Origin of the sequence: Virgisporangium aliadipatigenens (assembly GCF_016863615.1) — a bacterium.
GTDB classification, from domain to species: Bacteria; Actinomycetota; Actinomycetes; order Mycobacteriales; family Micromonosporaceae; genus Virgisporangium; species Virgisporangium aliadipatigenens.
Genome location: NZ_BOPF01000002.1, coordinates 598388 through 624308, shown reverse-complemented (window position 1 = coordinate 624308; position 25921 = coordinate 598388). Strand labels below are relative to the sequence as shown.

Sequence of the window (25921 nt, the reverse complement as noted above, 5' to 3'; positions counted from 1 at the left end):
AAGGGAGCGAAGGTGAAGTCAGCCGACGAGGCGGCCTTCCGGGAGTACGTCGCGGCGCGGATGGACGAGATGCGGCGCATCGCGTACCTGGTCTGCCACGACTGGCACACGGCCGACGACGTGGTGGCCGCGACGCTGCTGAAGCTCTACGCCAAGTGGAGACAGGCCGAGCGGGCGGAGAACCTCGACGGATACGTGCGGGCGATGCTGCTGCACACGTGGCTCGACGAGCGGAAACGGGCGTGGCGCCGGCGCGAGTCCGCGGGCGCGCTGCCGGACCGGCAGGCCCCGGCCGCGCCGCCGGGCGACGAGCAGGGGCTGATGGCCCTGCTTCGCGGGCTGCCGCCGCGCCAGCGGGCCGTGGTCGTGCTGCGTTTCTACGCCGACCACTCCATCGAGGAGACCGCCGCCCTGATGGGCACATCCGTGGGAACCGTCAAGAGCCAGTGTGCCCGCGCCCTCGCCACCCTGCGACAGCACGCCGAAGAATCGGGAGTCAGACCATGAGGACAGTGTTCGACGAGGCCATCGGCGCGATGCCGCCGCCCGGCGTCGACGTGGAACGGGTGATCGCGCGCGGACGCCGCCGGGAGCGGCTGCGCCGCTGGGCCACCGGCGGGGGTGCGGTGGCGGCGGTCGGGCTGGTGGGCGCCACGCTGCTCGTGACGGCCGGCGGAACCGGCCCGCAGGAGCAGTACGCGGCGCCGCCGGTGCCCTCGCCGTCACCGTCGGCGTCGGCGAACCCGACCCCGTCGCCGCTGGGCAAGGCGTACCGGACCCCGCCGGCCGAGGCGCAGGCGACCGAGGCGCGCCTGTCCGAGGCGACGAAGGCGGCGCTGACCCGGGTCGTGCCCGGCGCCACGACGGGGCGCAGCCACGAGGGCAAGGACCCGTTCCGGTTCGCGTACCTGTATCACGAGGCGGACCGCAGCGGCGGCGACTTCGACCACTACAACGCGGCCGCGGACGTCACCGGCAACGGCCGCTCCGGCGAGGTGTCCCTGTCGGTCGGCCGGCGCAGCACGGTCTGGTCGGTGCCCACGGACTGCACGTCGTTCCCGGCGCACCTGTGCACGGTCAGCACCGGGCCGCGCGGCGAGACGGTGCTGGCCAACCGCATCGAGGAGGGCGTCGTGCGGGACAACTACGTCGCGGTGACCCGCCCGGACGGCACGGCGATCCTCATCGTCGCCGCCAACCAGGGCGGCCAGGGCGACACCGGCGGCCCGCGCCAGACCGAACCGGTGCTGACCATGGAACAGCTGATCGCCATCGCCACCGACCCGGCGCTGCACATCTGACGTTCACGCCGGCGGCGGGTCGCCCAGGTGCGCGCGCAACGCCTCGAGCCCCCGGGCGGCCCGCCGGCGCACGGCCCGGTCGGTGCAGCGCAGCGTCGCGGCCGTCGCGTCGACCGACATGCCGAGGCCGAACCGCAGCACCAGCACCGCCTGCACCCGGCGCGGCAGCCGTTGCATGGCGGCGCGCACGGAGTCGGCCGAGGCCCGGCCGACGACCCTGCGGCGGCCGCGCACCCACGAGCGGACCAGCGCCGAGCGCACGTCGGCGTCGAGGTCGGGTGCGGAACGGGCCCGCCGCCAGTGCACGTACAGGTCGGTGACGGTCGACTGGACCAGGGCGTCGGCGAGATCGGGGTCACCGGTCAACGCGAACGCGAGGCGGCGTAACCCGTCCGCCCGTGCGGTCACGTACTCGACGTACTCCTCCTCGACCGCCGTCCTGTCCATCGACCACCTTTCCCTACGGACTGCGACGTCCGTCGAAGGGTAGGAGGCGGCGCGTCAGATTCCCGTCAAGTGGGGCGTGGACATGGCGACACCCGCCAATTCTCCGAGGATTGCCCCAGGGTTCGTCGCGGCGCGGCGCAACGTGCGGGTGCCGAGCAGGCGCGGCAGGCCGCCGGTGCCGGTGAGCATGCGGGCGAGGTCGTGACCGAGCGTGGCCGTTCGGGCGTGGCGGGTCATCCGCTCGTGCGCGTAGCCGCGCAGGGCCCGGTCGACGGCGGCCGCCTCGATCCCGCCCGCGGCGGCCAGGTGGGCGGCGAGCGCCCACGCGTCGGCGAGGGCGGCGCTCACCCCCTGGGCGGCGACCGGGTGCACGGCGTGGGCGGCCTCGCCGACCAGCACGAACCCGGGCGCCGCCAACGCCCTCGCGTCGACCCGGTACACGGCGAACAGCTGCCGGCGGTGCAGGCCCTCGCGCAGCGGCCCGGCGAGCGGGGCGAGCGCGGGCGTGTCGGCGAGGAGGCGGTCCGCCCAGGCGTTCAGGTCGCCCGTCCCGCCGCGGAACTCGTCGCGCCCCACCTGCGCGTAGAGCCGCACCCGGCCGTCCGGCAGCGGGTAGAGCAGGCGCAGCCCGCGCGGGGTGCGGTGGGCGCTGACCTCCTCGGCGACGCCGGCGCCGCGCAGTTCGAGGGTGAGCAGGCTGTGGTCGTAGCGGCGCCGACGGGCCGGCATCAGCAGCGCGGTGCGCAGGCGCGACGACACGCCGTCCGCGGCGACCACGAGCCGGGCCGGGATGTCGTGGATGGTCTCGCCGTCGGCGACCCGCACCCCGTTGACGCGGCCGCCGCCGTTGCGCAGCGGTTCGACGACGCGCACGTTGCGGCGCAGTTCGACGGTGGGGGCCAGCCGCTCCGCGAACGCGCGCAGCAGCGTCGGGTACGGCACGCAGCCGATCCGCCGGTACGCGCCGCCGAGGGTGTCGTAGTCGAGCGTGAGCAGGGGCGCGCCGAGCGGGTCCCGCACGCGGATCCGGGCGAGCGCGCCGACGCCGGCGTCGTACAGGGCGGGCAGCACGCCCCAGCCGTCGAGTGCGCCGATCGACTCGGGTTGCAGCAGTTCGCCCTTGGCGACGCCGCTCGGGGCGGTGCGCCGTTCCAACACGAGAACCCGCAGGCCGAGCAGGCCGAGGGCGTGCGCGGCGGCGAGTCCGGCGGCACCGGCCCCGCAGACCACGACGTCCGGGCCCATCACGCACCGGCCCAGTCGCGGGCCGGGACCGGGACGGCCGCGCGGTAGCGGGACAGGACGCGCAGCGCGTTGCCGGTCACCGCCACCTGTCCGATGTGGACGGTCGGCCAGGTGCCGTCGGGGCGCTGCGCGGCGAGCAGCCAGCCGACGCCCCACCGGACCGCATTGCTGTCGGCCGGAACGCCGGCGCGCAGCAACGCCAGCAGCGCCCACACCGTCTCCTCGGCCGTGCCGTCGCCCCACGAGCCGTCCGCGCGCTGGACCTCCAGCAGCCGGTCCCGGGCCCGCACGGCCACCGGATGCGCGCCGAGCCCGGCGACGGCCAGCGCCTCCAGCACGCACGCGGTCCCGAGCGTGCGCCCCCGGTGGCCGGCCCGGTCGAACGTGCCGTCCGGGCGCTGCGCCGCCAGCAGCCAGCGCAGCGCGTGCCGCAGCGGCGGGTCGGTCACCGGGACGCCCGCGGCGAGCAGCGCCACGACGGCCCGGGCCGTCACGCTCGGGCACGGCCCCTCGCCGGCCACCGACGTGTCGCGCACCCACGGACTCCACGCGCCGCGGCGGTCCCGGCGTCCGACCAGCCAGCGGGCCGCGCCCGGCAGGACTGGGTCGTCGGCGGAGCCCGGCGCCGCGGCCAGCGCGACGATCACCTCGGCCGTCGCCGCCGCGCTCGGCCAGCCCTTTCCGGTCGAACGACTCCAGCCCCCGGCCGGCGCGTCGAAGAGGTGGAACGGCGTGCGCCGCCGGCTGCGCCGCAACCACTCCAGGAGTTCGGCGAGCCGCGCGTCACCGCTGTCCCGGCCACCGCTGCCGAGCCCACCGGGCCCGCCCGCCGGGCCGTCCGGCCACCGCCGTTCGACGGCCGCGTCGACGCGCCCCGCGCCGGGCGGCGTGTCCCCGAAACCCCGCACGTCCGGGTCCGCGCTCCGAGCGGCGGGCCCATCGGCGGGCCCGCGACGGTCGCCGCTCGGGCCGGCAAGCCCGGAGCCGGGCGGAGCTGCGGTCGCGGCTCCCGGGCCGGGCGCGGAGCGGGATGTCTCCGCGTCCGGGGCGGTGCGCGCGGCTAGGTGGCGGAGGGCGTCGGCCACCGGGTCGGTGCGCGGTGTCGGGTCGGCAGGCGCGACGCGCGTGGTCAGCAGGGCGGCCAGCGCCACGGCGGTGCCCTCGAGGTCGGGGCCGGTCGTGGCGGGCCAGCCGCCGTCCGGGCGGGCCGCCCGGTGCAGGTAACCCACGGTCGCCGCGACGATGTGCGGGGCGCGGCCGGCCCGGGCCAGTCCCAGGCAGACGAGCGCCGCCTGCCACGGCTGCGCGCCGAACTCGCCCGTTCGGCCCTCGTCGTCGTGCACGCGCTCCAGCAGGTCCACCGCGGCGGCACGCGCCCGGCCGAGCGTCCACCGGCGCGGCGGCCCCGGCGGCGGCATCGTCACCTCCTGCAGCAGCGCCGTCGCCACGAACGCCACGCAGCGGTAGCCGAGCCGCCGCCGGCGCAGCCCGTCGAGCAGGACCAGTTCGAGCGGCAGCCGGTGCGGGCGCGTGCCGTCGGAGAGGCCGGCCAGGTCGAGGAACTGCCGGCACAGGTGCGCGGTGGCGGTGTCGGCCACGGCGGCCACTCCGCCCATGGCGAGCAGCCGCCGCAGGCCGCCGGCGACCTCCACTGTGGACGTTCCGGTGCAGCGCAGTGCGGCGATCGCCACCGCCGTGGCCGCCGGATCGCCCCACCCGCCGTCGGGACCCCGGTGGCGGCGCAGCCACTGCGCACCGGCGGCCACCCGTGCGGCGGAACCCACCGGGTCGGCCGCGTGCAGGGCGACGATCGCGCCGGCCGTGGCGAGCACCGAGCCGGACGGTTCCCCGCCGGTGAACCCGCCGTCCGGGGAGCGTTCGCGCCACAGCGAACCGGCGGCTGCCGCGATGGCCGCGTCGACGCGTCTGTCCACAGTGGACCACCTTCCGAGGGAGCGGTCCTTTCGACTCTATGGCCGTCGATGCATGATCCGGCTACGCAAATGCGCCGGCCGACTACGTAAGCGCCACGCCGAGGAACGCGCCGGCCAGTCCCGCTAACGCGCTCGCCGTCACGTAGCCGACAGCGATCCGGCGGCGGTCGTCGCGCCACAGCTGCAGCGTCTCGTTGCCGAACGTGCTGTACGTGGTGAGCGCGCCGCAGAAGCCGGTGCCGACGAGGGTTCCCACCTCCGGCGGCAACGCCGTCGCCGCGCCGGTGACGAGGCCGAGAACGAGGCTGCCCGTGACGTTCACCAGGAAGGTGCCGACGGGGAAGGCGGTCCGCAGCCGGCGGCGGACGACGACCTCGGTGACGTAGCGGAGCAGGGCGCCGACGGCGCCGCCGAGCAGCACCAGCGCGAGCGTCACCGGCTCCCCCGGACCCACCGCGCGACGGACAGCCCCGCGGCGACCGCCGCGAACGCCACGACCAGCGTCAGCGCCAGGTATCCCACCCCGACCAGGGCCCGCCCGCCGGCCAGCATGCCGCGGACCTCCACCGCCCACGTGGAGAACGTCGTGAACCCGCCCAGGAACCCCACGCCGAGGAACGGCCGGGCGAGGCGGTGCGCGGTCCGGGCCTCGGTGACCACGACCGTCAGCACGCCGATCAGGAGGCAGCCGACGGCGTTGACGGCGAGTGTCGCCCACGGCAGCCCCGACGCCGGGTCGTGCGGCAGCGCCAGCGAGACCCCGTAGCGCGCCGCCGAACCGAGCGCGCCGCCGACGGCGACGACCGCCAGCACGGCCGGGTCGAGGTCGGATGATCGCACCGCCGCAGATTACAAGCCCCGCCGCCGGTGGAACGGCGTGGAACGCCGTACGGGACATGACCCGAATCCGCCGCACGCTCGTTCTCCTCGCCGGGATCACCGGCGCGCTCGCCCTGCTCGGCGACGCCGCCCACGCCGGCATGAACCTGCAACACTGCGAACCGCTGGAGGAATCATGACGCGCCGCGTCCTCATCCTCATCGCCGGCATCACCGGGCTGCTCGCCCTGACGGGCACGGCCGCATGGGCGATCATGCAGCAGCAGCACACCGAACCGCTGGTCGAATCATGATCCGCCGGATCGTCGCCCTGATCGTCGGGATCGCCGGCCTGCTCGTCGTGACCGGCTCGGCGGCGTACGCCTACATCCCGATCAAGATGCTCGAGCCGTTGGTGACCTCGTGAGGCCGCGGCTCCGGCGTGCCGTCGTCCTCGTCGCGGGGATCACCGGGCTGCTCGCGCTCCTCGGCGAGGCCGCGCAGGCCTACAGCGGACACCAGCACTGTGAACCACTGGTGGCGCAGTGATGCGCGCGTTCCGCCGGGTGGTGATCCTGCTCGCCGGTGTCACCGGCCTGCTCGCCCTCGCCGGCGTGGCCGCGCAGGCCCATGTCGGGCACCAGCACTGCGAACCGATCGCGCCGTGAACGGGCGGGCCCGGCGGAGGCTGCGGCTCGCGCGGTACTGGATCCACGCCGGCGACCTCGACGAGGCGGCGGTGCACGCCCGGCACGCGTTACGCCTGGCGCTGCGCGGTCCGGACGACCTGCTCGCCGACGCGGCCGTCACGGCGGCCCGGATAGAACGCGACCGCGACCGTCCCGGCGCCGCCCTGGAGGCGTTGCGGCGGGCCGGATCCGTGCTCACCGACGACGTGTCGCGGGGCCGGGTGCTGGTGGAGGTCGCCGACCTGCACCGCCGCGCCGCACGGTATCCGCAGGCGGCGGCCGCCCTGTCCGACGCCCGCGAACGGCTGCGCACCGCCGCGCCGCTGATGCGGGCCGCACTGTCCATGATGGACGGCATCGTGGCGAAGGAGACCGGCGCGTTCGAGGCGGCGGCGGCGCACTACGCCGAGGCCGGCCGGCTGCTGGCGCTCGGCGGCGGAACGGCCGGCGACGACGCGGCCCTGGCGCACAATCTCGCCGGCCTCGCGCACGCCCGCCGCAGTTGGGTCGAGGCCGAGGGGCACGCCCGCCGGGCGGTGGCGCTGCGCCGCGCCGACCGCGGTTCGTCCACTGTGGACGTCGCGCAGGACGTCGCGGTGCTCGGTGCGGCGCTGGCCGGGCAGCGCCGGTTCGACGAGGCGCGGGCGCTCTTTCACGAGGCGATGCGCGCGTGTGCGCGGGCGCACCCGCCGCGCCGCTACGAGATCGCCGTTCACCTGCACAACCTCGCCGGCATCGACCACGTCGAGGGCCGCACCGCCGACGCGGAACGCCGTTACCGGCAGGCGCTGGCCGTCAAGGAGGAACTGCTCGGCCCCGACCATCCGGAGATCGCGGCGATCGCGCACAATCTGGCGCGGCTGCTGCGCACGCCCGAGTCCGCGGCGCTGGTGCGGCGCGCGTCGGCGATCGTGGCGGAACGCTGCCCGCCGACCCACCCGGTCGCGGTGGCCCTGCGCCGGCTCGGCTGAGACCGGGCGTCAGGCGCCGACGGCGATGCCGTACGGGCGGACGGAGACGTCGACGATGAGTTCGGCCCTGGCGTACGGGTCGTGCATCAGGAGCTGACGCACCGTGTACCCGTCCGGCGCGCGGAAGATCAGCACCGCGGAGTCGACCGGGTCCTGCAGCGCCCCGGCGACCAGCACCCGGCCGGCGGCGTGCAACTCGCGTATCCACTCCAGGTGGGCGGCGCGGTGCGGGGTGCGGCGTTCCTCCATCCCGGGCACGTAGCGGTACGTCACCAGGAACGTCGACTCATCGGGCATGCGACCGATCATGCCGCAGGCACCCTCGTCGATCTTTCCCGGGGCGTACGATGCCGTATGCCTCGTCGACGCACCCTCCTCACCGCCGCCGGTGGTGCCGCGTTCGTGCCGGTGCTGCCGGCCGTCCGGGCGAGCGCCGCGGACCGGTACCCCTCCTACACGGCCCTCTACGCCGACCCGGAGCTGGTCGCGGGCGTCGACTACGGCCGGCGGATCCGGCGGCACGCGGCGAGCGAGACCGGGGCGTGGCCGTCGACCGTGGTGCTGGCCCCGCACGGCGGCGGGATCGAGCCGGGCACCTCCGAGCTGTGTCTCGCCGTGGCCGGCTACCGGCCCGCCGACCTCACGCCGGGCGGCGGGGCGGTGCACGACCACTGGATGTTCGAGGGGCTGCGCTCCTCGGGCAACGCGGCGCTGCACGTCACGTCGACGCACTGCGACGATCCGCAGGCCCTGTCGCTGTGCGGGGGTGCCCGGCGGGCGGTGTCCCTGCACGGGTGTTCGCCCACGCAGGCCGGCCTGCCGGAGGGCACCGCCGCGGTGCTGGTCGGCGGGCGGGACGCCGGGCTCAAGCAGGCGCTGCTGGGTGCGTTCGGCGCGGCCGGGTTCGACGCGCGGGACGCCGCCGCCGTGCCGGGGCTCGACGGCGACGATCCCGCCAACATCGTCAACCGGACGCTGAGCGGCGGCGGGGCCCAGCTCGAGCTGACCACGCCGTTGCGCGGCGCGATGTTCACGACGAACACGCGCGCCGGGCGGCCGCACACCACGACGACGACCTTCTGGAGCTTCGTCGCCGCGGTGCGGGCCGCCCTTCCCTAGGTCAGACCGCGACCCCCGGGGCCGGGGCGTAGCCGGTCGGGCGGGTCGAGAAGGTGCCCCGGCCGTGCGTGCGGCTGCGCAGCGCCGTCGCGTAGCCGAACACCTCCACCAGCGGCACCGTCGCCGTCACGACGACCGTTCCGCGCCGCAGGGTCGAGCCGTGCACCCGACCCCGCCGGGCCGCGAGGTCACCGAGCACCGCGCCGACCGTCTCCTCCGTCGTGGTCACCGTCAGTTCGACGATCGGTTCCAGGAGAACGACCGTGCAGGCGCGCAGCGCGTCCCGCAGGCCCAGCCGCCCGGCGATGCGGAACGCCGTGTCGGAGGAGTCCTTCACGTGCGTCTGCCCGTCGACCAGCCGCACCCGCAGCCCGATCACCGGGTGCCCGCCCAGCGGACCGTCCGCGAGCGCGTCCCGACAACCGGCCTCGACCGCGCGCACGAACTCCTTCGGCACCCGGCCGCCGACCACCGCCGACTCGAACGCGAACTCGCCGTCGGCGTACGGCTCGACGTCGAGCACCACGTGGGCGAACTGCCCCGCGCCGCCGACCTGCTTGACGTGCCGGTACACGAAGCCCGACACGCCACGCGTGACCGTCTCGCGATAGGCCACCTGCGGACGGCCCACGGTCACCGCGGGCCCGCCGCTCTGGCGCATCTTCTCGACCGCCACCTCCAGGTGCAGTTCGCCCATGCCGGACAGGACCGTCTGGCCCGTCTCGGCGTCGGTGCGCAGCCGCAGCGACGGGTCCTCCTCGACGAGGCGACCCAGCGCCACGGCCAGGCGTTCGGTGTCGGTGCCGCGGACCGCCTCGACGGCCACGGAGACCACCGGTTCGGCCACCGACGGCGGTTCCAGCACCAGTTCGGCGCCGGGGGTGCACAGCGTCGCGCCGGCGCGGGCCTCCTTCACGCCCACCAGCGCCACGATGTCACCCGCCGTCGCGACGTCCACGTCGGTGTGCCGGTCGGCCTGCACGCGCAGGATCCGGCCGACCCGTTCGACCCGGCCGGTCGTCGCGTCGCGCACCGCGTCGCCCTTGCGCAGGGTGCCCGAGTAGACCCGCACCGAGGTGAGCCGGCCGGTGGCGGCCACGTGCACCTTCGACACCAGCGCCGCGAACGGCTGGGCCGGGTCGGCGGTGCGCGTCACCTCGGCGCCGTTCCACGTGCCGCGCACCGCGGGAACGTCCACCGGCGCCGGCAGGTAGGCGACGACCGCGTCGAGGAGCGGTTCGACCCCGCGCATGGCCTTGGCCGAACCGCACAGCACCACCACGCCGGCACCACTGAGCGTCAGCTCCCGCAGGGCCGCCGCCAGCGTCGCGTCCGACAGGGCGGACGTGGCGCAGTACTCCTCGAACGCCGCCGGGTGCAGCTCGGCCACGGCCTCCTCCAGCAGGTGCCGCTGAGCGTGCGCGTCGGCCGGCGCCGGACCGGTCGACAGCACGCCGGAGTCCCAGGTGAGCGCGCGCATGCGCACCAGGTCGACGACGCCGACGAACGCGTCCTCCCGGCCGATCGGGCGTTGCACGACGAGCGGCCGCACGCCGAGGCGTTCCCGGATGGAGGAGACGGCGGCGTCGAGGTCCGCGCCCGCCCGGTCGAGCTTGTTGACGAACGCGATCCGCGGCACGTTGTACCGGTCGGCCTGCCGCCACACCGACTCGCTCTGCGGCTGCACACCGGCGACGCCGTCGAACACGGCGACGGCGCCGTCGAGCACCCGCAGGGCGCGTTCGACCTCGTCGGCGAAGTCGACGTGGCCGGGCGTGTCGATCAGGTTGATCCGGTGGTCGTTCCACTCGCAGGTGACGGCGGCGGCGTAGATGGTGATGCCGCGCTTGCGTTCCTGCTCGTCGAAGTCGGTCACCGTGGTGCCGTCGTGCACCTCACCCTGCTTGTACGTGGTGCCGGTGGCGTACAGGATCCGTTCGGTGACGGTGGTCTTGCCCGCGTCGACGTGCGCGAGGATGCCGAGGTTGCGGACGCGGTCGAGGTCGGTGCGCATGGCGCGTTGGCCTTTCGGAAGTTCCACGGAAAAGGACAGCGCGGTCCGGGCGAACGCCCCTTTTGGGGCTCGCATGGAAACCCGCCGCGACGGGCGGGTTCGGGGGATCGCCACGGACGCCCGTGGCCGGTCATGCCGCCGGCTACGGGCGACGCGAAGACACGAGGATCACCTCGTGCAGCGACCGGGGGACGACGACGGCGGTGCGGTAGCGCACGGCGGGCTCCCCTCTCGATCGATCGGCTTCGGCAGGAGTGTACGTACTCCGTGCAAGATTCGTACATCAGATTTCCGCGCCGCCCTCGGGTGGTGAGCGCGCCCGACGGCGAGGCACCACCCGGCTGAACGTCACCGTAGAACGACGGCTGCTGCACGGGTGGGCGTCGGTCGAGTACGATGCCGGGGTGCTGACGTTCACGCGCACCCGGTGGCAGTCGCTGTAGCGGCTGCGACCTGACCCTGTCCCGAGCCGCCCTCCGGCGGCTCGAACTGTTCTCGGCGTGCGGCGGGTGGCTCCTTTTCCTCGAGGAGCACCGATGACCCTGACCACCGCCACTCTCGACGAACGCGTCGCCGCCGACCCCGCGCGCTTCCGCGTGCTGACCGGCGACCGCCCCACCGGCCCGCTGCACCTGGGCCACTACCTCGGCACGCTCGCCAACCGGGTGCGACTGCAGGCCGCCGGCGTCGAGGTCTTCATCGTGATCGCCGACTATCAGGTGATCACCGATCGCGACGCCGCGGGCGATGTTCGCGGGAACGTGCGTGAGCTGCTGCTGGACTACCTGGCCGCCGGCATCGACCCGCGCACCGCCACGATCTTCACGCACAGCGCGGTGCCGGCGCTCAACCAGCTGCTGCTGCCGTTCCTCAGCCTGGTCAGCGTCGCCGAGCTACAACGCAACCCGACCGTCAAGGCCGAGACGGCGGCGACCGGCGGGCGGGCGCTGAGCGGCCTGCTGCTGACCTATCCGGTGCACCAGGCGGCCGACATCCTGTTCTGCGGCGCGAACCTGGTGCCGGTCGGCCGCGACCAGCTGCCGCACGTCGAGACGACCCGGCTGATCGCGCGGCGGTTCAACGAACGCTACGGGCCCGTGTTCACCGAGCCGGAGGCGCTGCTGTCGGCCGTCCCGCTGCTGCTCGGCACCGACGGGGCGAAGATGAGCAAGAGCGCGGGCAACGCCATCGCGCTGCGGGCCGGCGAGGACGAGACGGCGCGGCTGATCCGTTCCGCGAAGACCGACGCCGACCGGCACATCACCTACGACCCGATCGCCCGGCCCGGGGTCGCCAACCTCCTGTCGACCGGCGCGGCGTGCCTGGGCCGCTCTCCCGGGTCGCTCGCCGCGGAGATCGGGGACGGCGGCGCCGCCGCGCTCAAGCGGGTCGTCACCGACGCGGTCAACGACACTCTCCGTCCTCTGCGGGAACGTCGTCAGCGGCTCGCCGGCGCCGACGACCACCTGCGGGAGGTGCTGCGGGCCGGCAACGCGCGCGCCGAGGAGATCGCCGAAAGCACGCTGCGCACCGTCCGGGAGGCGATGGGCATGTCGTACTGACCTGGACTGCCGTCCATGGCTAGCGTGGCCCGCGAGGAGAACCTCGCCGCGCTGCACGCGCTGATGGGCTTCGCGGTCGGCGCGGCCGTGCGGAAGGGGCCGGTGCGGCGCGGGCCTGGTACTGGACCTGCCTGCCGCCCTCGCACCACGGCTGGGACGAGGACACCACCGACGTGTCGCTCGCCTGGATCGCGACCGCGCTGCGGGTGTTCATCGACGACGAGACCCTCCGGGTACGGCAGTCCATCCTGACCATCACGCCGCTGCACGAGGAGTACTACCCCGCGGAGCTGTTGCCGCTGCGGGCCGAGGTGATCGCCGTCGCCCGCGCGCACCCGAACGAGGGCATCCGGCGCCGCGTCGAGGAGCAGGTGCGGTAGCCGTACTGTCTGGCGGATGAGCGACATCAGGGCACTCGCGCAACGGTGGGCCGACGTGTGGCGCGACGCCTGGCCGGCCCGGGACGTCGAGGCGATCTGCGCGCTGCAGGCCGTCGACGGCGACCACTGGGCGTCGATGTTCCGGCCGTACCGGGGGCGGGACGGGCTGCGCGCGTACGTGGCGGAGTGCTTCGCCGCGGAGACCCGGCCGGCCGAGGTGTGGTTCGGGGCGCCGTTCGTGGACGGGGACACCGCGGCCGTGGAGTACTGGGCCGTCACCTATCCGGGCGGTGCGCCGCTGACGATCTGCGGCGTGACGCTGCTGCGCTTCGACGCCGACGGGCTGGTCGCCGAGGCGCGCGACTACTCGCACGCCCAGGAGGGCCACCTCGCGCGTCCGTCGGCCGGCTGACCGTTCGCGCCCGTCGGCCGCCATCCCGGATTCCTGGGATACGGCCGGCACCGGTCCCGACCCTAGGCTCGCGCGGTGAGCATCCCTTACCTGGCCGAGGCGGCCGAGCACGAACAGATCGGATGGCTGGGCGGCGGCGTCCTGCGGGTGCTGCTCGACGGTGGGCACACCGACGGGCGGCTGACGGTGTTCCGGTCCGACGCAGTCGGCGGCACCGCGTCACCGGTGCACCTGCACGACCACGAGGACGAGATCATCGTGCTGCTGGCGGGCAGCGGCATCGTCTGGGTCGGCGACCGGCGGCAGGAACTGTCCACCGGCGGCGTCGCCTTCCTGCCGCGCGGCGTCCCGCACGCGTACCGGTTCACCTCGCCGCGGGTCGACATGCTCGCCATGGCCACCCCGGCCGGTATGGAGAACTTCTTCCGTGCGGCCGGGTGGGACCTGACGAAGCCCGTTCCGGACGGCTGGGCGGTCACCCGGGAGATGCTCGCCGAGGCGGCCGCGCGCAACGGGCAGAAGCTGCTCGGCCCGCCGCCGGACGCCGACCTGCCCCGGCTGCCGCTCCCCTGAGCCGGACCATGATCGCCTCGCTACGATCACCGGCGTGGCGAGGATCTCCGGTGCGCGGCTGAACGCGGTCCGCGCCGTCGAGCGGGCCTGCGCCGCCGGGCTCGACTCACGCGCCCTGCGCACCGCCGTCATGGCCCGGCTGCGCCCCGTCGTCCCGGCCGACGCGTACTGCTTCGGCACGCTCGACCCGACGACGCTGCTGGTCACCGACGACGTGTCGGAGGGCCTGCCGGCCGAGGCCGGTCCGCTCGCCGCGCACAACGAGTACCGGGTGCCGGACGTGGACAAGTTCGCCGACCTGGCCCGGGCGGCCGATCCGGTGGGCATCCTGAGCCGGTCGACCGGCGGCGATCCGGCCTCCAGTCACCGGTTCCGCACGGTGCTGCCGCTGATCGGCGCCCGGCACGAGTTGCGGGCCGCGTTCGTCGCCGACGGCCGCTGCTGGGGTGCGGTGGCGATGTTCCGCACCGGCGAACGGCCGGACTTCTCCGCCGCCGACGCGGACCTGCTGCGGGCGGTGTCCCGGCCGGTCGCGCTGGCGCTGCGGCGGGCGGCCGGGGACACCGCCGACCCGCGAACGCCCCACGCCGACACCGGCGTCCTCGTCCTCGACGACCGCGGCGCGACGCTGATGTCGAACGACGCCGCCCGGGCCTGGCTCGCCGCGGGCATCCGCGGGTTGGGCGTCGCGGAGGTCGCGTCGGCGGCCCGCGCCGGCCGGGATGCCCGCGCGCGCCTGCGGGTCCGTTCGCGCGGCGGCGCCTGGGTGTCGTTGCGGGCGTCGCCGATGACGGCCGGCGACGGTGCCGTCCCGGCGGGCGAGCCGGTCGTCGTCGTGATCGAACGCGCCGCCGCCCCCGACGTCGCCGAGATGCTGGCCCTGTCCCACGGGCTGAGCCCCCGCGAGCGCGAGGTGGCCGCGCGGGTGGCCGACGGGCTGCCGTACGCGCGTATCGCCGCCGAACTGCACATCACGGTGGACACCGTGCAGGACCACCTGAAGTCGATCTTCGCGAAGTTGGGGGTGCGTGGCCGCGCCGCCCTGGTCGCCCACCTGAACAGGGCATAGCCTCCCGGAAACGCCCGCTACATTGGTGCGGTGACCGTGCCGCAGGAGATCAGCCGCAGCAAGTACGTCAGCCTCACGACGTTCCGCAAGGACGGCACGCCGGTGGCCACGCCGGTGTGGCAGGTGACCCACGGCGACGAGATCTTCGTGGTCACCGAGGCGGCGTCGTGGAAGGTGAAGCGGGTCCGCAACAACGGCAGCGTCCGGGTGACCCCGTGCAACGTGCGCGGGGTGTCGCCGGCAGGGGCCGTGACCGTCCCCGGGACGGCCCGCGTCATCGACGACGCCGAGGGCATCAGCCGGGTGCGCGCACTGGTGGCGGAGAAGTACGTCACGTCGCGGCTGGGCAACGGGCTGGCCCGCCTGCTGCGCATCAAGCGGCCGCCGATGGTGGGCATCGCGGTCGCGTTCACCTGATCGGTTTCTCGGGGGAACGCGCGCGCACCGCGAGATAGGCGGCGCGCACGGCCAGCGTCCGGCTCACCTCTTCCAGGATCGGCGTGAAGAACTGACGCCGCGGCTCGCTGTCCACCATGGACGTGACCGCGAAGTACATGCTGCCGAACCCGGCCAGCAGGGCGGCGTTGCGCAGCAGCGCCACGGGCACGCCGGGCAGCGCCGCGGAGTGGTGCGGCGCCGCGCCGATCCACTGTTCGGCCGTGGCGTCGTCGACCACCAGCAGTCCCAGCACCAGGAAGAAGCCGAACAGCCCCAGGCCGACGACGAACGCCTGCACGATCTGCCGGGAGGCCAGCAGGATCAACAGGTTCGCCCGCTGCCACGGGTCCAGCGGCGGCGGCACGTCGGAGGGCACGTCCACGCCCTCGAGCGGGGTGCCGCGGCAGGCGTTGTCGAGGTCCAGGTCCTGCTCGACGCCGCCGATCTCCTCGCGCAGCCGACCCGCGGCGGCCAGCACTGTCACGGCGGCGAACAGCGCCAGCACGGCCGTCAGCCGCCACCACGACAGCCGGTCCATCGCCTGCCACAGTTCGCCGGTGAAGAAAAAGAAGAGCGTGACGAACAGCAGCGTCGGCAGGGCGCGGCTCTGCAGGCGAACGGTGTTGCGCATGTCGTGCCCGGCGTAGCGCACCGCCTGCCCCAGCAGCGGCAGCGCCCCGAACGTCGTCGACGCCCACGCCGTCGCGAACAGCGCCAGGAACAGGGTCCCGAAGCCGGTCGCCGCGGTCAGGTAGTCCGTGGCCCCGTCGGTGATCTCGCCGGCGCGCACCCGGGGGGAGGTCACGTCCAGCAGCGGGATCAGGAACGGCACGCACGCGTACGCGGCCACCACGACGACCGACGCCCGGCGCGGGAACAGCGGCAGCCGCCACAGCCTCGCCGGAAGAACCCCGGCCAGCAGACCCACGGCGAGCACGCCGAGCACCGCCACGAACCGCTGCCCCGGCGACAGATGCCCGCGCAACGGCCACAGCAGCCCGGTCGCCGCCACCAACGCCAGGAACGGCACCATCCGCGGCAGCACGTACGTGTAGAAGCCGTAGTCGGCGATCATCTGCGGCACGCCGTGCCGGACGAACCAGCGTTCGGTGCGCCGTACCGCGTCGCCGCCCACCCGCGCCGGCGCGCCGTCGCCGTCCCCGGCGCTCACCGCCGCCGGCGGCCCTTCGCCGCCCTGGCCGCCTGCGCAGCGGCACGCCCGCGGCCGCTGTCCGGCTTCGGCGCCGCCTCGGCACGCCCGCGGGTGCTGTTGGCGGTGCGGCCGCGCACGATGCCGATCCACTCCTCGACCAGTTCGGTGTGCGAGTCGCGTTCCCACACGAGGCCGACCGACGACGTCGGCGCGTCCGGCACCACCCGCACCACCAGGTCCTTGCGGTGATGCAGCCGGGCCAGCGAGCGCGGCACCACCAGCACCCCGCCGCCGGCGGCGGTGAACTCGACCGCCTCGGCCGTGTCGTCCGGCCGCGCCACGTCGGCGCCCGGCACGGACTCCCACGCGAGCACGTCGTCGAGCGGGCGCACCAGCGTCTCGTCGGCCAGGTCCGCCACGAACACCTCGCCCTCGGCCGCCGCGAAGAGGTGGTCGCGCGGCGCCATCACGACGGTCTCCTCCGTCCACAGTGGAATCGCGTGAAACGATTCTTTGTCGACCGGCAACCGGATCAGGCCCGCGTCGCCCTCCTTCGCCAGCAGCGCGTCGGCGGCCGCGCGGGGCCCGACCGGCACGATCTCCAAGGGCACCCCGGGCCGTCGCTCCGACCAGGTCCGCGCCCATCGGTCCACGATCACGCCGGGCACGACCAGCAGGTGGAACGTCACCGCGCCAGGGTACCGGCGACGGCGTCCACCCGCCCGGCTACCCTGTGCGGATGCCCAAACCGAAGAAGTCCCAGGTGATGAAGCCCGCCACGGCGGCGCTGAAGCTCGGCGTCCACCTGCCGGCGACACCCGCGGAGTTCCAGGACGGCATGATCTCCCGCGAGGAGCTCGACGAACTGCAGCACAACCCGCCGCAGTGGCTCGTCGAGCTGCGCCGCAACGGCCCGCACCCACGCAACGTCGTCGCCGCGCGCCTGCGCGTGTCCAACAGCGGCCTCGCCCGCGGGGGTGTGACGGAGCCGCTGACGAGCGAGCAGATCGCCGCGCTCGCCGCGGACCCGCCCGAGTGGCTGGTGCGCGAACGCGAGACGCTCGCGGACACCAAGCGCGAGGAGCAGCGCCTCGCCGGCAAACGCGAGTCCGACGCGGCCGAGAAGGCAGCGGCGGCCGCGGGCAAGAAGCCCGTGCGGAAGGCCCCCGCCAAGAAAGCACCCGCCAAGAAGATCAGCAAGCGGCGCGCCCGCTGATCGCGAAAAGTACCCGCGGAGGGATTCGAACCCCCATCACGCTGCTTGTAGGGCAGCTGCTCAGCCGTTGAGCTACACGGGCGAGGCGAAGGGTGAGGGATTCGAACCCCCGGCGGTATGACCCGCTCCGCATTAGCACTGCGGTGCCTTCGACCGGACTCGGCCAACCCTTCACTGCGCGCCCCGTGCCGGGATCGAACCGGCGGCCTTCCGCTCGACAGGCGGACGCTCTCCCATTGAGCTAACAGGGCTCGGACGCTCACGCGCCGAGTGGACAACCGCGGTATCGAACCGCGCCCGCGCTGTTTGCAAGACAACGCTGCACACCTGTGCGTCGCCCGTGTGGCAAACAAAGAAAAACCGCCCGATCCCGGATCCCGGGTGGGCGGCTTCGACGCTTCTTTCGCGTCTACGCTCGCCACCGGTGCCGGGCGACCACATCACTCGCCACCGCGCTGGTGCTCGCGGCCGCGGCGCTGTCGCCTGCGAAGGTGGTGTAGCTCGTCATGTGTTCCACGGTAGGGCACGGGCCCCCACGGTGAAACCGATTATTCAAGTGGGCGCGTGTACCCGGTCGGCGGCGGCCGCGGCTCGCGATCCCGCGGGCCTGACGCCGGATGGCCGGTCCGGCGCGGGGCAGGACCGGCCATCGGCCGTTCGGGCGGGGTTCAGCCGAAGCGCCGGCTCCCCCGCTCGTCGGGCAGGTCCGCCTCGACGCGTTCCTTGCGCACCCGCTCGTCGACGGTGTGCTCGTCCCGCACCGTCCCGGTGCCCAGCCGCACCCGTTCGACCGGAACAGTCTCCTTGTCGACGACCGGGCGCTCGGCGTGCAGGGTGACCTCGTGCTCGGCCTCGGAGAGGTCCCGCCCGGCGTAGGCCCGGTCGCGGTTGGCGTCGGTGATCGGCTCGGTCTCCAGCCGCACCTCCTCGCGCTGTACCGGGACGGTGGTCTGCACGTGCTCGGTCACGACGTGCTTGCGCAGGCGGGCCGTGCCGGCCCGTTCGCGTTCGGTGCCGACGCGCAGCCGCTCCTCGGAACGGGTCATCGCGTCGTCGTCGGCGCCGGTCCGCTCGTCCCCCCGGGCGAGCCCGTAGTGCGAGTACAACCGCGCCAACCCGTCGGCGTCGAACTCCTCGTGCGCACCGACGTCGACGTTCGGGGCCCGGCGGACCAGATCCTTGTCGTAGCCGGTGATCAGCCGGTCGTCCGCCACCGAGGCGTCGTACAGCGGCAGCAACGACTCGTTGAGCCCGAACAGACCGGTGTGCACCGAGACCCACGAGGGTCGGCCGGCGTCATCGGCCCACACCTGCCCGACGGTGCCGACCTTGTCGCCGTTGCGGTCGTACACGTCCTTGCCCCGCAACGGGTCGATGCGCTCCTGCGTGTTCGCCATTATCGGTTTCCCTCCAGTTCGGCGGTGCTGAACGGGCTACCCGTCGGCGCGACGTGAATGCATGAGCGACCCCTCACCCGCCCTACGGGTGAATCCGATGCGCCCACGAGGGACACTCCTTGCGCGGACCCGAACGTCGTAGGGTGGGCGGATCCGATTTATCGCCCTCGATGGGGAGTGCTCGCGTGAAATCGATCCTCATGGTCCTCGCCACCCTCGCCGCCGCCCTGGTGGCCCCGGAGCCCGCCGTCGCCGCCCCGATCCCCAACGACGCACCGGCGGCCCTGATCCCCGCCGATCCCACGCCCGAGCAGGTCGGCCGGGCCCTCGCCCGGATCGCCCGGGACAGCCACGGCCGGGTGCGCACCGGCACCGTCGGCCGCACCAACGAGGGGCGCCCGATCCGGCTCGCCACCGTCGGCCACGGCCCCACCCGGCTCCTCTACGTCACGCAGCAGCACGGCGACGAACCGCTCGGCACCCCCGCCGCCGTCCGTGCACTGTGGACACTCGGCGTGCCGGACACCCCGTGGCACCGATGGCTGCGCGGCCGCGTGACGATCGACGTGGTCGTGCAGGCCAACCCGGACGGCGCCGCGCGCGACCAGCGCTACAACCACGATCCGTCGGCCACCGGCGAGTATGCCGAACCCGGCGTCGGCTACGACATCAACCGCTACCACAACCCGCTCACGCCGATCGCGGACAACCCGGTGCCCGAGTCGGTGGCGATCCTGCGCCTGTGGCGGGCCACCCGGCCGTCGGTCGTCGTCGACTACCACATGCAGGGCCGCTACGTTCAGCCGGACGGGCGGGAGACCACCGCGTCGGTGCTGTGGCCGACCAGCCCGCTGGCGCCGGAGAGCACCCGCTCGAAGCAGCTCGTGGTGCACAACGTCGAGCGCACCACGGCGATCGCGGGCGCCAACGTGACGCGCTATCCCGGCGGCGACTACGAGGGCATCGCCCGCAACGCCTACGGGATCCTCGGCAGCGCCTCGATGCTGCTCGAACTCTCCTCGATCCCGGACGTCGAGTTCCAGATCCGGACGGCGTTCGTGTCGATGCTCGCCACCGCTCAGGGCGCGGCCGACGGGAGCCTCTGGCGCACCGATGCGGCGCGCGCCGACAGCATCCCGGCCCGCGGGCCGTTCATCCCGCCGGCCGAGGCCGACGCCGCCTGACCGGACCGGCGGTTACGCTCGTTCAGTGGATCTCGTGGAACGGCTCGAGCGCACCGCGGCCGACCCGCAGGCCCGCGCCGACGTGGTGCTCGGATGACCGCGCCGCTCGCGGGCCTGCTCGTCGCCGACTTCTCACGCGTGCTCGCCGGACCGTACTGCACCATGCTGCTCGCCGACCTCGGCGCGACCGTGGTGAAGGTGGAGAGCCCCGGCGGCGACGACACCCGCGCGTGGATGCCGCCGACCCGCGACGACACGGCCACGTACTACCTGTCGATCAACCGCAACAAGCGGTCCGTCGCGCTCGACCTGCGGGATCCGCACGACGTGGCCCTCGCGCGGGAGCTGGCCGCCCGCGCCGACATCTTCGTGGAGAACTTCCGGCCGAACGGCCTGACCCGCTTCGGGCTCGACTACGACGCGGTCTGCGCCGCCAACCCCTCCGTGGTCTACGCGTCGATCAGCGGCTTCGGCACCGGGGCCGGCGCGGCACTGCCCGGCTACGACCTGATCGTGCAGGCGGTCAGCGGCCTGATGAGCCTCACCGGCGACCCGGCGGGCGAGGGCTACCGGGCCGGGGTGGCGGTGTTCGACGTCATCGCCGGGTTGCACGCGGCGATCGGGATCCTGTCGGCGTTGCATCACCGGCGGGAGACCGGCGAGGGGCAGCACGTCGAGGTGAACCTGCTCTCCTCCGCGCTCTCCGGCCTGGTCAACCAGACCAGCGCGTACATCGCCGGCGGTGTCGTGCCGACCCGGATGGGCAACGCGCACCTGAGCCTCTTCCCCTACGAGCCGCTGTCCACACAGGACGGTGAACTCGTCGTCGCGACCGGCAACGACGGCCAGTTCCGCAAGCTGTGCGCGGTGCTGGGCGTGGACGCGCTGGCCGACGATCCCCGGTTCGCCCGCAATCGCGATCGCACGGCGCACCGGGACGCGCTGAAACCGTTGCTGGAGACGGCTTTGCGCAAGAACACCCGGGCCGAGTGGTTCCGCGCGCTGACCTCCGCGGGGGTGCCGTGCGGGCCGATCAACAGCGTCGCGGACGGCGTCGCGTTCGCCACCGAACTGGGGCTCGACCCGATCGTCGACGTCGGCGGGATCCCCACCACCCGCAACCCGATCGGCCTGTCCCGCACGCCGCCCCGCTACGACCTGCCGCCGCCGGGGCTGGACGAGCACGGCGCCGAGCTGCGGGCCTGGCTGGCTCAGCCGTTCGGCTCCGACATCAGCCAGTCCCCCGGGAACGCCTGACGCACGGCCGCGATCGCATCGGCCGACTCGGCGCGCACCCACAGCCGGTCGCCGGCGTCGACCCGCAGCACCGCGCCCTCCCCCGCGAACCACCGCGTCGGCGGGTCGGGCGCGCCGGTGAGCCGCACACCCCACCGCGTGACGTACTGGTTCTCGTGGCGGAACTCCAGCACCCGCCCGTCGTCGACCAGGACCAGTCGTCCGGGGCGAGCCGGCGATCCTGCCCGCCGGTGAGGTCGTCGCGCCGCCCGAACAGCCGGTACGCGTCGCGCACGGCGTCCGGAAGGGTTGTCCCCGAACGTTTCTCGGCGGCGTCCAGCTCCCGCACCGTATTGCCGTCGCCGGGCCGGATCGCGGTGGCGTGCGCCTCGGCGAAGCCGCGGATGAACCGCCACGCCCCGCCCGCGTCGCGCAGTCCGGCGGCCAGCCCCCCGTGCAGATCGAACCCCATGGCGCCCCACCGTGACTTGACCCTCGACCCGGTGCAGGGTTCAGCATCGGCGGCATGTCCGAGGAGATCATGGAACGCGTCGGGGCCGCCGTCACGCTCGGCCGCGAGGGTGACCCGGCGGCGGCGCGCGAGCTGCTGGCCGAGCTGTGGGACGAGGCGGACGACCCCGTGCAGCGGTGCGCGATCGCGCACTACGCGGCCGACGTTCAGGAGTCCGTGGCGGAGGAACTGGCGTGGGACCTGCGCGCGCTGGCCGTCGTCCCGGAGCAGCCCGACGCGCGCTTCACCGGCTTCCTGCCGTCGCTGCACCTGAACCTCACCGACGCCTACCGGCGCCTCGGCGACCTCGACGCGGCGCGCCGGCACCTGGCGTTCGCGACCGAACACGCACCCGTCCTGCCGGACGACGACTACGGACGGATGATCCGGGGCGGTATCGACAACCAGCGCGGCCTGCTCACATAGATGTTCTCGCAGCGTGTTGGTCGGCGCGCCGGCCGGCGGCGCGGCGCCGCCACAGGAGGACGCCGCCGAGGGCCGCCACGACCACCAGCGCGGCGACGAGCCCGATCCACAGCCCGCTCCCCGACGACTCGTCGCTCTTCGGCGTGGTCGACACGGCACCGCCGGTCGTGGCGGCCGCGGTCGGCGCCGGCGGGGCGCTCGACGCCACCGGCGAGGGCGACGGGGCCGGCGGCGCGAAGGCGTTCGTGAACGCGAACTGGCCCTGGATCGCGTGGCCGTCGGCCGACACCGTCCGCCAGCCGATCGTCACCTTGCCGACGGGCAGCGGCTTCACGCCCTGCACGAGGTTGCTGTCCACCGAACGCGGCGCACCGTCGCCGTAGACCGCCCCGTCGGCCCCGGTGACGACGACCTCACTGAACTGCTGCTTGACCTGCTGGTTGAAGGTGAGGGTGAGCTGCGTGAGCGCCTGCGACACGGTGCTGTCGGCCTTGGGGTCGGTACTCTGCAGGGCCGCGTGCGCGGCGGCCGGCGAGACCGGGATGACGACGAGCGCGAGCACGGCGACGGCGCCGAGGGCGCACTGCACCGCGCGCAGAGAGTTCCGCATGCACAGTCGTCGTCGGGGAGGGGCGATTAGTTCCCGCGCCGCCCGTCATTCCGCCGATCTTGCACCTGTGGTGCCCGGTGCGCCCGCTTTTGCCCCGCCCTGTCCCAGCCACAACTGCAAGATCGGCGAGGGCATCAGGGGCGGGCGGCGGACGTCAGGCGGTGGAGCATCAGCGCGGCGAGCGGGATCAGGAGCGCGTAGAGCGTCTGCGCACGGCGCAGCGGGTCGTCGACGAGACCCAGGCCGGTGCCGAGCCACGTGTACGCGGCGGTCGTCGCCAACGCCAGCCCGACCGACTCGGCGAGCACCACCGCCGCCGCCATCCGGTCCTCGGAGATCCCGTCGTCGACCTCCGGCCGGCTCAGGCAACGGCCGAGCAGGTCCGGATAGAGCGCACCCATACCGAGGCCGAGCAGTGCCGCGCCGACCAGCAGGCCGCCGAACGCCGGCACCCCGGCCGAGGTCGTGACCAGCAGCGTCGCCACCCCGAACGCGATCGTCGCCCCGCCGCGCAGCATTCGCCGCCGGAACGCCGCCCCGTCCGACGCCGGACGCGAGCCGCTCCACAGCCCGGCCACCGCCCACATCAGGCCCGGCGCCGCGATGACGAACCCGAACCGCCCGGCACCGAGCCCGAACGCGTCGTGCGCGACGACCGAGAGCACCATCGAGGCCCCGAAGTACACCGCGGCCGTCACCGTCAGCGCGGTCAACGCCGCCCGCCGCCCCCGCGCCGCGCCGAACGTGCCCGGCGGCAGCACCGCGCGGGTGGCCACCAGCATCAGGCCCCCACCGGCGAGGACCGCCACCGCCGACCACCCGCCGAGCGGGAACGACAGCACCGCCGACCCGGCCGCGAGCACGAACGACCAGCCCCACGGCGCCTGCTCCGGCCCGGCCTCCTCGGCGCGTTCCGGCATGCTGCGCGCGATCGCCACCCGGGCCAGCACCAGCAGCGGCAGGTACAGCACCATCGCCCACCGCCACCCGAACGCCGACGCGGCGGCCACCGCGTACACCGGCCCGAGCACCGAGGAGAACACCCAGATCCCCGACATGCCGGCGAGCACGAGTTGCCGGTACCTCGGCGGCAGGCCCCGGCTGATCGCGCCCATGCCGACGGTGGCGAGCGCACCGGAGGCCAGGGCACGCAGCGCCGTTCCGGCGATGAAGACCGGCATGGACGGCGCGAGGGCGCACAGCCCGGCCCCGGCGACGGTCAGCGCCGTGAACGTCACCATCAGCCGGCCGACCGTGAAGCGCGACAGCAGCCACGCCCCCACCGGCATCATCAGGAACATCGGCGCCTGCGCGGCGGCGTCCAGCGGCCCGTACAGGCCGGTGCCGTGCAGTTCGGCGGCGACCAGCGGCAGCACGGCCTGCGACAGGTAGCGCTGCAGCCCCGCCAGGAACTCGATGAACAGTAGCGACAGCGCCAGGACCACGGCCATGTACGGATCTTGCCCCGATCCGGCCCGGCCCGCCGGGTTCAGGACAGCAGCGCGGAGCCGATCCAGCCGCCCTCGGGGCACCCCGGCGGGACGGCGAAGACCGCCGAGCCCACCGGCGTGACCCACTCGTTGAGCAGATCCATCTCGGCGAGTCGCCGCTGGATCGGCACGAACTGTCTCTCCACATCGGACTGGTACGACGCGAACACCAGTCCGGTGTCGGGCCGTCCGGCCGCGTCGACGGAGTGGTCGTAGTTGTACGGGCGGCGCAGGATCCGCAGCCGGTCGTCGGTGACCCGGGCACGCGTCACGTGCGCGAAGTCGGGCATCACCCGCAGCCCGGCGGCGTTCACGGCGGCGAAGTCGGGCTCGTCCAGCTCGCGCGTGCCGGTCAGCGGCGCCCCGCTGCCCAGCCGCCGGCCGACCGCCTGTTCCTTGTCGGCGGCGCTCAGCAGGTCCCAGCGCTCCAGGTCGGCGCGGATGCGGCGGACCACCAGAGTCGTCGCGTCGCCGGCCCACACGGCGGTTTCCAGCGCCGCGTCGCGCGGGTTGGCGGTGCCGTCGAGCTGGCCCATGACGTTGCGCTGGGTGTGGGTGGGCGCCTGCGCGCCCCGGCTGCGCCGGAAGCCGCGCTGCACCCAGCGGACCGCCGCGAACGGGCGGGTGTCCTTGACGAGCATCCGCTGCGCGTGGGTCACCGTGAGGGGGTCGTCCGCGCAGATCTGGAGGATCAGGTCACCGCCCGACCACGCCTCTTCCAACCGATCTATGGGGAACGGCGGGAGTTCGGCCACCGGCGAGGGAAGCCCGGCGGCGGCGTAGAGCCCGGGGCCGAACCCGAACGTGACGGTCAGCCGCGCGGGCAGGACGGCCAGTTCGGGTTCGGTGTCGCCGAGCGGCGCCACGCCCCGGGTCAGCCGGGACGCGTCGTCGCTGAGCAGGCGCATCATCCGGCCGAGCGCGGCCCGGTCCGTTCCACTGTGGAGGGTGAACGCCACGAAGGCCGCGTGCGCCTGCGGTTCCGTGCTCACGCCCGCCTGACGCGGTCCGTGGAACGGCACCACGCCGGTGCCGGTGTCGTCCACAGTGGACGGCGGTGCCGCGGGATCCGGCGACCGTCCACTCGCGACGGTCGCGGCCACCGCGCCGACGGCCGCGCCGGCACCGCCGGAGAGCAGGAGCCGCCGCCGCATCAGCCGTGCATCCCCGGCGCGTAGCTCTCCCCGGCGCCCGCGAACGGCTTCGCCACCGCCGTGAACGCCACCGACCGCCCGTCGGCGAGCGTGAGCGTGAACGCCACCCGGTCGCCCGGCTTGATGGGCGCGGACGGCTGCATCAGCATCAGGTGGTCGCCGCCGGGCGACAGTTCGTGGGTGCCGTGCGCCTTGACGACGAAGCCGCCCGCCTTGGGCCGCATCACCATCTTGCCCTCCTGCATCGCCATCTCGTGCAGTTCCATCGGAGAGGCGGGAGAGGTGACGGCGGTGACGGTCACGTCGGTGTCGGAGTCGTTTGCCAGAACGGCGAACGCGGCCGTCATCCCGGAGTCGGCCGCCTTGACCCACGGATCCCGGACGGTGAGGGCGGCGGCCGGGGACGCCGTCGGGGTGGCGGCGGCGGTGTCGTCGGAGGAGCCGCACGCGCCGAGGGAGAGCGCGGCGGCAGCGGCCAGAACGGCGATGCCGCGGCGCGGGATACACGGTGTACGCATGATCGCAATGGTCGTGCGCGACCCCGCGACGGTTCCCGTCGATGGCCGAAATAC

General features: G+C 74.3%; 31 protein-coding genes and 3 tRNA genes. 16 read left to right on the top strand and 18 right to left on the bottom strand.

Features of this window, described 5'->3' with window-relative positions; all coding sequences use genetic code 11:
* Nucleotides 1-12: 12 nt before the first annotated feature.
* Together Val02_RS03580 and Val02_RS03575 are read left to right on the top strand one after the other, a co-directional pair.
* The gene (locus tag Val02_RS03580; RefSeq protein ID WP_203897371.1) at nucleotides 13-507 is read left to right on the top strand and encodes a SigE family RNA polymerase sigma factor; all 495 of its coding nucleotides are present in this window, start codon (nucleotides 13-15) and stop codon (nucleotides 505-507) included.
* Nucleotides 504-1301, top strand: coding sequence for a hypothetical protein (locus tag Val02_RS03575; RefSeq protein ID WP_203897370.1), 798 nt, complete (start codon nucleotides 504-506; stop codon nucleotides 1299-1301). Before Val02_RS03580 ends, Val02_RS03575 begins: the two co-directional genes overlap by 4 nt.
* Nucleotides 1302-1304: 3 nt before the next feature.
* Here Val02_RS03575 and Val02_RS03570 read toward each other — a convergent pair whose 3' ends face one another.
* The 5 genes from Val02_RS03570 to crcB (Val02_RS03550) all read right to left on the bottom strand — a co-directional run bounded on the left by Val02_RS03570 (nucleotide 1305) and on the right by crcB (Val02_RS03550) (nucleotide 5767).
* A complete protein-coding gene (locus tag Val02_RS03570; RefSeq protein ID WP_203897369.1) occupies nucleotides 1305-1748 on the bottom strand; it encodes a sigma factor-like helix-turn-helix DNA-binding protein in 444 nt (147 codons plus the stop codon).
* Nucleotides 1749-1802: 54 nt separating this feature from the next.
* Nucleotides 1803-2993 carry an FAD-dependent monooxygenase gene (locus Val02_RS03565; protein WP_203897368.1) on the bottom strand — a complete coding sequence of 397 codons (1191 nt, stop codon included), beginning with the start codon at nucleotides 2991-2993 and terminating at the stop codon, nucleotides 1803-1805.
* Nucleotides 2993-4927, bottom strand: a complete 1935-nt coding sequence (locus Val02_RS47110; protein ID WP_239151938.1) for a prenyltransferase/squalene oxidase repeat-containing protein — start codon at nucleotides 4925-4927, stop codon at nucleotides 2993-2995. Before Val02_RS47110 ends, Val02_RS03565 begins: the two co-directional genes overlap by 1 nt.
* 82 nt (nucleotides 4928-5009) lie before the next feature.
* The gene (gene crcB / locus Val02_RS03555) at nucleotides 5010-5363 is read right to left on the bottom strand and encodes a fluoride efflux transporter CrcB (RefSeq protein ID WP_203897367.1); all 354 of its coding nucleotides are present in this window, start codon (nucleotides 5361-5363) and stop codon (nucleotides 5010-5012) included.
* Complete coding sequence (gene crcB / locus Val02_RS03550; protein ID WP_203897366.1) at nucleotides 5360-5767, bottom strand: fluoride efflux transporter CrcB; 408 nt, start codon at nucleotides 5765-5767, stop codon at nucleotides 5360-5362. The genes crcB (Val02_RS03555) and crcB (Val02_RS03550) overlap by 4 nt, the downstream gene beginning before the upstream one ends.
* A gap of 56 nt (nucleotides 5768-5823) precedes the next feature.
* Between crcB (Val02_RS03550) and Val02_RS48120 the strand changes: the two genes are divergently transcribed.
* The 3 genes from Val02_RS48120 (at nucleotide 5824) to Val02_RS03545 (ending at nucleotide 7405) form a co-directional block, all read left to right on the top strand.
* A complete protein-coding gene (locus tag Val02_RS48120; RefSeq protein WP_275415538.1) occupies nucleotides 5824-5946 on the top strand; it encodes a hypothetical protein in 123 nt (40 codons plus the stop codon).
* A 222-nt stretch (nucleotides 5947-6168) separates the two neighbouring features.
* The gene (locus Val02_RS48115) at nucleotides 6169-6294 is read left to right on the top strand and encodes a hypothetical protein (protein ID WP_275415537.1); all 126 of its coding nucleotides are present in this window, start codon (nucleotides 6169-6171) and stop codon (nucleotides 6292-6294) included.
* 115 nt (nucleotides 6295-6409) lie between these two features.
* Nucleotides 6410-7405, top strand: coding sequence for a tetratricopeptide repeat protein (locus tag Val02_RS03545; protein WP_203897365.1), 996 nt, complete (start codon nucleotides 6410-6412; stop codon nucleotides 7403-7405).
* 9 nt (nucleotides 7406-7414) lie between these two features.
* Here the strand turns inward: Val02_RS03545 and Val02_RS03540 are convergent, their stop codons facing one another.
* Entirely contained in the window at nucleotides 7415-7702 is a 288-nt protein-coding gene (locus tag Val02_RS03540) for a YciI family protein (RefSeq protein WP_203897364.1), read from the bottom strand.
* Nucleotides 7703-7759: 57 nt separating this feature from the next.
* Between Val02_RS03540 and Val02_RS03535 the strand changes: the two genes are divergently transcribed.
* Entirely contained in the window at nucleotides 7760-8524 is a 765-nt protein-coding gene (locus Val02_RS03535) for a poly-gamma-glutamate hydrolase family protein (protein ID WP_203897363.1), read from the top strand.
* A 1-nt stretch (nucleotide 8525) separates the two neighbouring features.
* Here the strand turns inward: Val02_RS03535 and fusA are convergent, their stop codons facing one another.
* A complete protein-coding gene (gene fusA / locus Val02_RS03530) occupies nucleotides 8526-10538 on the bottom strand; it encodes an elongation factor G (protein ID WP_203897362.1) in 2013 nt (670 codons plus the stop codon).
* Nucleotides 10539-11074: 536 nt separating this feature from the next.
* Here fusA and trpS point away from each other — a divergent pair.
* From trpS to Val02_RS03500, 6 genes are all read left to right on the top strand, one after another.
* Complete coding sequence (gene trpS, locus Val02_RS03525) at nucleotides 11075-12100, top strand: tryptophan--tRNA ligase (protein WP_203897361.1); 1026 nt, start codon at nucleotides 11075-11077, stop codon at nucleotides 12098-12100.
* Between the two features lie 173 nt (nucleotides 12101-12273).
* On the top strand, nucleotides 12274-12480 hold the full coding sequence (locus tag Val02_RS03520) for a hypothetical protein (protein ID WP_203897360.1): 207 nt from the start codon (nucleotides 12274-12276) through the stop codon (nucleotides 12478-12480).
* A gap of 16 nt (nucleotides 12481-12496) precedes the next feature.
* A complete protein-coding gene (locus Val02_RS03515; RefSeq protein ID WP_203897359.1) occupies nucleotides 12497-12892 on the top strand; it encodes a nuclear transport factor 2 family protein in 396 nt (131 codons plus the stop codon).
* A gap of 75 nt (nucleotides 12893-12967) precedes the next feature.
* A complete protein-coding gene (locus Val02_RS03510) occupies nucleotides 12968-13465 on the top strand; it encodes a cupin domain-containing protein (protein WP_203897358.1) in 498 nt (165 codons plus the stop codon).
* 34 nt (nucleotides 13466-13499) lie between these two features.
* The gene (locus Val02_RS03505; protein WP_203897357.1) at nucleotides 13500-14534 is read left to right on the top strand and encodes a LuxR C-terminal-related transcriptional regulator; all 1035 of its coding nucleotides are present in this window, start codon (nucleotides 13500-13502) and stop codon (nucleotides 14532-14534) included.
* 30 nt (nucleotides 14535-14564) lie between these two features.
* Nucleotides 14565-14951 (top strand): PPOX class F420-dependent oxidoreductase, encoded by a 387-nt coding sequence (locus Val02_RS03500; protein ID WP_203897356.1) that lies wholly within the window; start codon nucleotides 14565-14567, stop codon nucleotides 14949-14951.
* On the opposite strand, the gene Val02_RS03495 is transcribed toward Val02_RS03500, so the two are convergent.
* Together Val02_RS03495 and Val02_RS03490 are read right to left on the bottom strand one after the other, a co-directional pair.
* Complete coding sequence (locus tag Val02_RS03495; protein WP_203897355.1) at nucleotides 14944-16143, bottom strand: hypothetical protein; 1200 nt, start codon at nucleotides 16141-16143, stop codon at nucleotides 14944-14946. The genes Val02_RS03500 and Val02_RS03495 overlap by 8 nt on opposite strands.
* The gene (locus tag Val02_RS03490; RefSeq protein ID WP_203897354.1) at nucleotides 16140-16814 is read right to left on the bottom strand and encodes a LysR family transcriptional regulator substrate-binding protein; all 675 of its coding nucleotides are present in this window, start codon (nucleotides 16812-16814) and stop codon (nucleotides 16140-16142) included. Before Val02_RS03490 ends, Val02_RS03495 begins: the two co-directional genes overlap by 4 nt.
* Before the next feature lie 50 nt (nucleotides 16815-16864).
* On the opposite strand from Val02_RS03490, the gene Val02_RS03485 reads away from it, so the two are divergent.
* Nucleotides 16865-17341 (top strand): DUF5997 family protein, encoded by a 477-nt coding sequence (locus tag Val02_RS03485; protein WP_239151928.1) that lies wholly within the window; start codon nucleotides 16865-16867, stop codon nucleotides 17339-17341.
* 10 nt (nucleotides 17342-17351) lie between these two features.
* Here the strand turns inward: Val02_RS03485 and Val02_RS03480 are convergent.
* The 4 genes from Val02_RS03480 to Val02_RS03465 all read right to left on the bottom strand — a co-directional run bounded on the left by Val02_RS03480 (nucleotide 17352) and on the right by Val02_RS03465 (nucleotide 18738).
* Nucleotides 17352-17423 (bottom strand) — tRNA-Val (locus Val02_RS03480).
* A 4-nt stretch (nucleotides 17424-17427) separates the two neighbouring features.
* Nucleotides 17428-17514, bottom strand: a tRNA-Ser gene (locus Val02_RS03475).
* 6 nt (nucleotides 17515-17520) lie between these two features.
* A tRNA-Asp gene (locus Val02_RS03470) sits at nucleotides 17521-17592 on the bottom strand.
* Between the two features lie 417 nt (nucleotides 17593-18009).
* Nucleotides 18010-18738, bottom strand: coding sequence for a DUF2382 domain-containing protein (locus Val02_RS03465; protein ID WP_203897353.1), 729 nt, complete (start codon nucleotides 18736-18738; stop codon nucleotides 18010-18012).
* A gap of 185 nt (nucleotides 18739-18923) precedes the next feature.
* Here Val02_RS03465 and Val02_RS03460 point away from each other — a divergent pair, with 185 nt between their 5' ends.
* On the top strand, nucleotides 18924-19922 hold the full coding sequence (locus Val02_RS03460) for a M14 family zinc carboxypeptidase (protein WP_203897352.1): 999 nt from the start codon (nucleotides 18924-18926) through the stop codon (nucleotides 19920-19922).
* A gap of 93 nt (nucleotides 19923-20015) precedes the next feature.
* A complete protein-coding gene (locus Val02_RS03455) occupies nucleotides 20016-21179 on the top strand; it encodes a CaiB/BaiF CoA transferase family protein (RefSeq protein ID WP_203897351.1) in 1164 nt (387 codons plus the stop codon).
* Here Val02_RS03455 and Val02_RS03450 read toward each other — a convergent pair.
* Entirely contained in the window at nucleotides 21134-21352 is a 219-nt protein-coding gene (locus Val02_RS03450; protein ID WP_203897350.1) for a hypothetical protein, read from the bottom strand. The two genes, Val02_RS03455 and Val02_RS03450, sit on opposite strands and share 46 nt — an antisense overlap.
* Before the next feature lie 332 nt (nucleotides 21353-21684).
* On the opposite strand from Val02_RS03450, the gene Val02_RS03445 reads away from it, so the two are divergent.
* Nucleotides 21685-22095, top strand: a complete 411-nt coding sequence (locus Val02_RS03445) for a hypothetical protein (RefSeq protein WP_203897349.1) — start codon at nucleotides 21685-21687, stop codon at nucleotides 22093-22095.
* Here Val02_RS03445 and Val02_RS03440 read toward each other — a convergent pair.
* The 4 genes from Val02_RS03440 to Val02_RS03425 all read right to left on the bottom strand — a co-directional run bounded on the left by Val02_RS03440 (nucleotide 22088) and on the right by Val02_RS03425 (nucleotide 25867).
* Nucleotides 22088-22705 carry a copper resistance CopC family protein gene (locus tag Val02_RS03440; protein ID WP_203897348.1) on the bottom strand — a complete coding sequence of 206 codons (618 nt, stop codon included), beginning with the start codon at nucleotides 22703-22705 and terminating at the stop codon, nucleotides 22088-22090. The genes Val02_RS03445 and Val02_RS03440 overlap by 8 nt on opposite strands.
* Nucleotides 22706-22839: 134 nt before the next feature.
* On the bottom strand, nucleotides 22840-24156 hold the full coding sequence (locus tag Val02_RS03435) for an MFS transporter (protein ID WP_203897347.1): 1317 nt from the start codon (nucleotides 24154-24156) through the stop codon (nucleotides 22840-22842).
* Nucleotides 24157-24194: 38 nt separating this feature from the next.
* Nucleotides 24195-25349, bottom strand: coding sequence for a Dyp-type peroxidase (locus Val02_RS03430; RefSeq protein WP_203897346.1), 1155 nt, complete (start codon nucleotides 25347-25349; stop codon nucleotides 24195-24197).
* Nucleotides 25349-25867, bottom strand: a complete 519-nt coding sequence (locus Val02_RS03425) for a copper chaperone PCu(A)C (protein WP_203897345.1) — start codon at nucleotides 25865-25867, stop codon at nucleotides 25349-25351. Before Val02_RS03425 ends, Val02_RS03430 begins: the two co-directional genes overlap by 1 nt.
* Between the last annotated feature and the right edge of the window lie 54 nt (nucleotides 25868-25921).